Raw genomic sequence first — 7,699 nt, 5'->3', positions numbered from 1 at the left:
GGTCGTGCGACAACACAATCGTATCGGTATACGATATTGATTTTTGCAGAATATCGCCTACCTGGGCTTCTTTGTTAAACACCTGGAAACCGGTAATGTACACCGGTGGCAGAAAAGTATTGCGCAGAAAATGATCCGGGTTAAAACGGATCATGCCTTTCACGCCGCCAAAGTACATGTTGCCGCTGCTATCCTGGTAAACGGAATTGTAATTGAACTGATCATTTAATAGTCCATTAGCTTTGGTAAACACAATCGCTTTCTCCGTGGTTGGAGAAAAACAGGCCAGTCCTTTGGAGGTAGTCACCCATAGCTGCCCGGCTTTGTCTTCCAGGATACTAAAAATCATATTACTCAGGAAACCGTGGCGGGTAGAGTAAGTAGTGAAATTATTTTGTTGCGGATGAAACAAGCAAAGACCATCATCTGTTGCCAGCCATAAACGATGCCGGCTATCTTCAAAGATCCGGTTGGTGCGGTTATTACTAACGCTATGCGGATTGGCAGGATCGTGCAAATACAATCCTTTTTTTCCGGTGTGAGGGTTGTAGTAATATAGTCCATCTCTCACGGTGCCCAACCAAATGGTGCCTTCGCTGTCTTCAAACACCGCTGTATAAAATATATAGTCAGGCACTTCCCGTACCGTTTCAAAATTATCGCGTTGTGGGTGGTACTGATACAATCCCCTCGTGGTGCAAATGAGAATGTCGCCATGGCGGGTACGCAGCATCGAGTAAATGAAGTTACTATGCAGGTTATTTGCCTGATCTCCGGCTTTGTAGTGCCGGATAAATTTGCCCGTAGGAATATCCAGGATATCCAGTCCATGCTCGAAAGTGCCTATCCATAGCGAGTCTCCGGTAACAAGCAATCCGTGAATATTACTATGCGATAACCCACTTTGCGGAGGTGGTAATGGTTTTAAATTACTGAACTCACCGGTAGCGGGTGTGAATTTATTCAGGCCGCCATCTTCTGTGCCTATCCATAAATGTCCGTAACTATCGTTGTGAATTTCTCTTACCGCATTACCACTAAGCGACGCAATACCTGTTTGCGGGAAAAATTTTTCGAAAGAAGTATAGGGCTGCGGAAAATAGTTAATGCCACCAAAGTAGGTACCCGCCCATATTCCACCTTCTTTATCTTTACAAACAGTATAAATGGCATTATCAGATAAAGAGTAAGGGTCGTTGTATTTTTTTTTCAGGTTGATGATTTCGCCGCTTTGCAGGTGATAAATATAAATACCCGATTCCGTGGCTATCCAGTATTCATCGCCTGTTCGCCGAACAATATCTCTTGCATATATTTCAGTATGGTCAGGCGCTGTTGAAAAAAAATCTTTATAGGTACGGTGGCGGGTGTCGAATAATTTAACGCCCTGCGTATTGGTGCAGGCCCAGATGGAATCTTTTCCGATCGCCACTATTTTTTGTATCCAATGGTTGCTGGTTTTGGGCGAGTGTTCAAAAAGGGAATAGTTGATAAACGAATTGGTGTGCTTGTCGTATACCCCTATTTTTCCTTCGGAAGAAGCCACCCATATGTTCCTATCACTGCCCAGGCAAATGGACGAAACATCCCGGAATCCGGGAGCATCGTACAAACTATCCGTTGCTACCTGGTAGCGGAATAGCTGACCGCTGGACGTGATCCAGATATTGCCCTGTGTATCTTTGATGATCCCATGTACATCTCCGTTTGTTCTTTTGTTGAATGCACGGAATTGCTCAGTGTGCGGATCGTATACATACACGCCTTTATCTGTTCCTACATATAACAAGCCGTTGTCGTCCTGAAAAAGACTCAGGATATAATTGCCTCCCAGGCTACCCGGTTCATTTGTTCTGCGAAATACGCGGAACGTATAGCCGTCGAACCGGTTTAATCCATAGATGGTCCCAAACCACATAAAGCCCTGCTGATCCTGCAGTGTGCAAATCACCGCATTATGCGACAACCCGTTCTCTACCTGGTAGTGAATGAAGTTGGCTTCCTGGCTATAAAGTGTTTTGTTTACCAGCAACAATAAAAGGAAAATATAATACCTGGCTTTTAGCATGTGGTGTAAATATAGCAGCAAAAAGCATAAAGCGGAAAGCAAAAAGCTATTGAAGCGGTTGATCCCCCAGCGGTTATACGCTTCAATAGCTTTTTGCTTTCCGCTTTATGCCTTCTGCTCTCCAAAAAATGATACAAAAAAGAGAAAGATTGAGATAAATTGACAACCACCAAAGGACAGGAATTGTTTTCTTTGGAGAATAGTGTTAAGCGTGATTTTTACACTTAAATAGACCAGAAGCTAAATCCATGTTATGAAAGGTAGCCAACTACTTTCCGGGATATGTCTGTTACTGATCAGCGCTGTTTGCCATGCGGCCAGACCAGATACCACGGGCGTTTTTACCAATCCTTTACTGGGTAGTGGTCCTGATCCCTGGGTGATACAACAGGATGGGATGTATTATTATTCAAATACGACGGGCCATAACCTGGTGATCCGTAAAACCGCTGCTATGTCGGCCCTCGGGCAGGCAAAGGAAGTGGTGGTATGGACGCCACCAGCCAAAGGACCCAACGCCAGGGATATCTGGGCGCCGGAGCTGCACAGACTGGACCATAAATGGTACCTGTACTATACCGCCGGGTCTTCAGAGAGTATCCATCCGCAGCACACCTTTGTGCTGGAGAATACGGCCCAGGATCCTACTACCGGCACCTGGACGGATAAAGGACAAATCAGGGATACAGCGGCCAATTATTTTGCTATCGACGGCACCGTTTTTACGCATAAAGGGAAAAACTATTTTATCTGGAGCGGACATAATGGAAAAGATAATATACAACGTCTCTACATTGCCCGCATGGCCAATCCCTGGACACTGCTATCGCCAAGGGTGGAAATAGCCGCTCCGCAATATGGCTGGGAACAGAATGGTGTTAATGAAGGACCGGAAATACTGAAGAATGCCAAAGGGGAGGTTTATTTAATCTTCTCCGCCTGCGGCTGCTGGACAGAAAACTATACCCTGGGCATCATGTTCCTGAAACATGATGCAGACCCACTGCAGCCGCAAAGCTGGACGAAAGCTGCAGAGCCGGTGCTGCAAAGCAAACCGGAAAACGGAGCGTATGCACCCGGACACAACGGCTTTTTTAAATCACCGGATGGAAAGGAAGACTGGATTATCTATCACGCCAATTCCCACGCGGGAGAGGGCTGCGGGCAAAAGCGGAATCCACGTATGCAACGGGTCAACTGGAAAGCAGACGGTAGCCCCGACTTTGGCGAGCCGGTTAAAATAAACACCGCTATTAAAAATCCTTCAGGAGAATAAAAACACTTTAAGTATACATATGAAAAAAACGCACTTAATTTTTGCACTGGCACTCGGACTCGGATGGAATACCGTGGCAGCACAGCAGCAAGCGTGGAAAATGGTGACAGGAAAAATTGCCACTTCCTGGAGTGAACAGGTAACACCAACTACTACCTTGCCCGAGTATCCCCGACCACAGCTGGTACGCGGCAATTGGAAAAATCTGAATGGCTTGTGGAACTATGCCATCAAACCTAAAAGCGACGATAAACCCGCCACCTGGGATGGTCAGATACTGGTGCCTTTTGCCGTAGAATCCGCACTCTCCGGTGTAGGACGTAATGTGGGAAAAGACAATGTTTTATGGTATAATACTTCGCTCACCCTGCCTTCGGCTATGCAGAGCAAAAAAATACTGCTGCATTTTGGTGCAGTGGACTGGCGTACTACCGTATACGTGAACGGGAAGGAAGCCGGCAGCCACGAAGGCGGCTTTGATCCCTTTACCCTCGATATTACCGCCCTGGTGAAGAAAGGCAAACAGGATATCGTAGTACGTGTATGGGATCCTACCGATGAAGGCGTGCAGCCCAGAGGTAAACAGGTGAAAAAGCCAGAAGGTATCTGGTATACACCGGTAACAGGGATCTGGCAAACCGTTTGGGTAGAAGCAGTAGCAGACACCTATATAACAGGCACCAAACAAACACCGGATATTGACCAGGAAAGTCTGACGATAACCGCCAATGTACAAAATGCAAAAGCCGGAGATGTGGTAACAGTAGCCGCTTTCGACGGTAGCACCAAAGTAGCGGAAAGTGTGATGAGTGGAGAAAACACCGTGCTGAAAATTGCTTCGCCTAAATTATGGTCGCCTGAATCTCCGTTTTTATACGACCTAAAGTTAACGGTTACACGTAAAGGTAAAGTGATCGACGAAGTAAAGAGTTATTTCGCCATGCGTAAATCTTCTATTGGTAAAGATGCCAACGGTGTTGAACGCATGCTGCTGAACAATCGTTTCGTATTCCAGTTTGGTCCGCTGGACCAAGGCTGGTGGCCTGACGGTTTGTATACCGCCCCTACAGATGAAGCCCTAAAATTTGATATTGCACAAACCAAAGCGATGGGCTTTAATATGATCCGCAAACATATCAAAGTAGAACCTGCACGCTGGTACTACTATTGCGATCAGTTAGGCATCATGGTATGGCAGGACATGCCGAGCGGTGACCTTGGCAACGGCTGGGAACCACGCCCCGGTGTTATTGACCGCGGCACAGATCAGCAACGTTCTGCTGAATCTGAAGGCTATTACAGAAAAGAATGGAATGCCATCATCGATCATTTATACAACTATCCTTCTATTGTGGTATGGACCCCTTTCAACGAAGCCTGGGGCCAGTTTAAAACCATGGACATCGCACAGTGGACCATGCAGAAAGACCCTTCCCGCCTGGTGAATACGGCCAGTGGAGGTAACTTCTATCCCGTAGGACATATTATTGATCTGCACAACTATCCGGAACCTGCTATGCCAGATCCCGCCGTGTATGGTGATAAACGCGCGATTGTGCTGGGAGAATTTGGTGGACTGGGACTGCCGGTAAATGATCACGTATGGCAACAGAAAGATAACTGGGGATACCAGAGCTTCAAAAATGCAGACGATCTTTTTAAACGCTACAGCGGATTTACAGACAGACTGGAAACATTGATCAAACAAGGATTGTCGGCCGCCGTGTATACACAAACCACTGATGTGGAAGTAGAAACAAATGGCTTGATGACCTACGACCGTAAAGTACAGAAGATGCCGCTGGAGAAATTAAAGGCGGTACATCAGAAATTATATAACCCGACCCTGGTAACCATAAAACCTTAATAATGAGAAAGCGAAAGTCATTTGGCTTATTCCTCCTTTCTGCTGTTTTGGTTGGTATTATCCCGGCGGATGCAATGCATTCGCCGGGTACCAAGGCTGATACCAATACCTATGTAGCGCCGGTATATAAAGCGTTGCCACTGGGTGCGGTGAAGCCGGCTGGCTGGCTGCGTCATCAGCTGCAGATCATGCGGGATGGGAGCACGGGTCACCTCGACGAAGTGTATAATAAAATAAAGAACGATAACGGCTGGCTGGGCGGAAAAGGCGATGGCTGGGAAGAAACCCCGTACTGGCTGGATGGCGCCGTGCCGCTGGCATATTTGCTGGACGATAAAATATTGAAAGAAAAAGTAGGTCGCTATATCAGCTGGACCCTGCAACAACAAAGACCCTCCGGATATTTTGGTCCGCTCACGAAATCAGAGCGGGAAAATAATATACCCATTGGCGTTAGTAATGCTGCTGATGGGGAAGACTGGTGGCCTAAGATGGTCATGCTTAAAGTACTGCAACAGTATTACACGGCCACCAATGATGCCCGGGTGCTGTCTTTTATGACCCGATACTTTCACTATCAGTTGGAGGTGTTAAAAACTTGTCCACTGGGTAAATGGACGGAATGGGCTACTTCCCGGGGATCAGAAAATATCATGATCGCGCAGTGGCTGTATAGTATCAACAAAGATAAAAAACTGCTGGAGCTGGCTGCCTTGCTGGAATCTAAATCTTTCGCCTGGACTTCCTGGCTGGGCAATCGCAGCTGGGTAATAGATGCAGCAGCACAACAAAATGATCAGCACTGGATGCGCCGCCATGGCGTAAATGTGGGCATGGGTCTCAAAGCCCCGGCGCTCAATTATCAGCGTACTGGCAACAAACATTACCTGCAGGATCTGCACACCGGTTTTACGGATCTGATGAATTTGCATGGACTGCCCATGGGCATTTTTTCTGCCGATGAAGATCTTCACGGTAACGCACCTACGCAGGGAACGGAACTATGTGCCGTGGTAGAGTCGATGTTTTCGCTGGAAGAAATTATTGCTATCACCGGTGATCCCGCATATATGGATGCGCTGGAACGGATGACCTTTAATGCGCTGCCAACACAGACTACAGACGATTATAATAATAAACAATACTTCCAGATAGCCAATCAGGTGAATATCAAAAGAGGCGTATTCAACTTTTCGCTGCCTTTTGACCGGGAAATGAATAATGTGCTGGGGATGCGCAGCGGCTATACCTGTTGTTTGGCTAACATGCACCAGGGCTGGACAAAGTTTGCGTCGCAGCTGTGGTACAGTGCTACCGGCAATGGCCTGGCCGCATTGACTTATAGCCCCAATGAAGTCACTGCCAAAGTAGGGAAAAACAATATCCCGGTGACGATTAAGGAAGACACCGGCTATCCTTTTGAAGAGCAGATCCGGTTTAGTCTTGCTACGCAGCAATCCGTGGCCTTCCCGTTGCAGCTGCGTATTCCTGCCTGGTGTGAAGAAGCAGTGGTGATGCTCAATGGCCAAAAGCTCCGTTCCGAAAAAGGCGGACAGGTGATCACCATTCAACGTACCTGGAACAATAATGACCAACTGACCCTGCAACTGCCAATGTCTGTGCGCACGTCCAACTGGGGGCGTAATTCCCGCGCGATAGAACGTGGCCCGATCGTATATGCGTTGAAGTTAACAGAGCAGTGGGAAAAAGGACATGATGAAGCAGAAGGAGATTATTTCAGTGTGTATCCCAAAGACGACTGGAATTATGGTCTCCCTGAAAAAGTAATTGCCACACCGGCACAATACCTGCAGGTAAGCAACATACAACCCGTAACAGCCGACTTTGTATGGAACCTGGCGCATGCACCTATCACGATTACCACTACCGGTAAAAAGATTCCGGAATGGAAGCTGGTAGATGATGTGGCCCCACAACCCGTTACAGATAGAAATGGCGTTTATAAAGGAAAAGTAAATGAGAAAGAAGAAGTAATCACCCTGGTGCCTTATGGTTGCACCAAGGTAAGAATTGTAGCCTTCCCCGTAGTAAAGTAAGAAGTAGCAATATCAACCAAAGAAACACTATGAAGGACTGATAATTTATAAAGACCACAAAACACAGTTATGAAAAAACGATTACGTATCCGGGATCTGATCCGGAAAGTAATACTGGCCGGCCCATGCCTGCACTTAACAGTATGGCTGCTCCTCTCTGCGCTCATGGCGCACGCAGCTCCCACAGACATCACCATTAGCGGTAAAGTAACGGACGACCAGGGCAGTGCCTTGCCCGGCGTAACCGTGAGCGTAAAAGGCACCGCTAAAGGGACATCCACTAACTCAAATGGCACCTACCATCTTGCGGTAGCCGACAAAAATGCAGTATTGGTGTTTTCCTTTGTCGGGTATGTAAAACAGGAAATTACTGTCGGCGAAAAAACTGACATCAATGTACAGTTAGTCACTGATAGCAAAGGACTGGGAGA

5 protein-coding genes are annotated in these 7,699 nt (G+C 47.0%); 4 read left to right on the top strand and 1 reads right to left on the bottom strand.

The genetic code is table 11. From position 1 onward, the window contains the following. A partial coding sequence (locus VIP81_RS02575) for a ligand-binding sensor domain-containing protein (RefSeq protein ID WP_331956916.1) occupies positions 1 to 2,068 on the bottom strand: 2,068 nt, incomplete at its 3' end. Positions 2,069 to 2,321: 253 nt separating this feature from the next. Here VIP81_RS02575 and VIP81_RS02570 point away from each other — a divergent pair. From VIP81_RS02570 to VIP81_RS02555, 4 genes are all read left to right on the top strand, one after another. Then, positions 2,322 to 3,344, top strand: coding sequence for a glycoside hydrolase family 43 protein (locus tag VIP81_RS02570; RefSeq protein WP_331956915.1), 1,023 nt, complete (start codon positions 2,322 to 2,324; stop codon positions 3,342 to 3,344). 19 nt (positions 3,345 to 3,363) lie between these two features. After that, positions 3,364 to 5,211, top strand: coding sequence for a glycoside hydrolase family 2 protein (locus tag VIP81_RS02565; protein WP_331956914.1), 1,848 nt, complete (start codon positions 3,364 to 3,366; stop codon positions 5,209 to 5,211). Between the two features lie 2 nt (positions 5,212 to 5,213). Next, entirely contained in the window at positions 5,214 to 7,268 is a 2,055-nt protein-coding gene (locus tag VIP81_RS02560; protein ID WP_331956913.1) for a beta-L-arabinofuranosidase domain-containing protein, read from the top strand. A 69-nt stretch (positions 7,269 to 7,337) separates the two neighbouring features. Beyond that, positions 7,338 to 7,699: carboxypeptidase-like regulatory domain-containing protein (locus tag VIP81_RS02555; protein ID WP_331956912.1), on the top strand; the 362-nt coding region annotated here is incomplete at its 3' end.

This window comes from Chitinophaga sp., assembly GCF_036566945.1.
Taxonomy (GTDB): Bacteria; Bacteroidota; Bacteroidia; order Chitinophagales; family Chitinophagaceae; genus Chitinophaga.
Note: the sequence above shows the minus strand (reverse complement) of the source record. Positions and strands in the feature narration are given on the sequence as shown.

Excerpts from the sequence above, each read along its gene's own strand:
- VIP81_RS02570 (WP_331956915.1), top strand. The coding sequence starts at position 2,322 with ATGAAAGGTAGCCAACTACTTTCCGGGATATGTCTGTTACTGATCAGC.
- VIP81_RS02565 (WP_331956914.1), top strand. The coding sequence starts at position 3,364 with ATGAAAAAAACGCACTTAATTTTTGCACTGGCACTCGGACTCGGATGG.
- VIP81_RS02560 (WP_331956913.1), top strand. The coding sequence starts at position 5,214 with ATGAGAAAGCGAAAGTCATTTGGCTTATTCCTCCTTTCTGCTGTTTTG.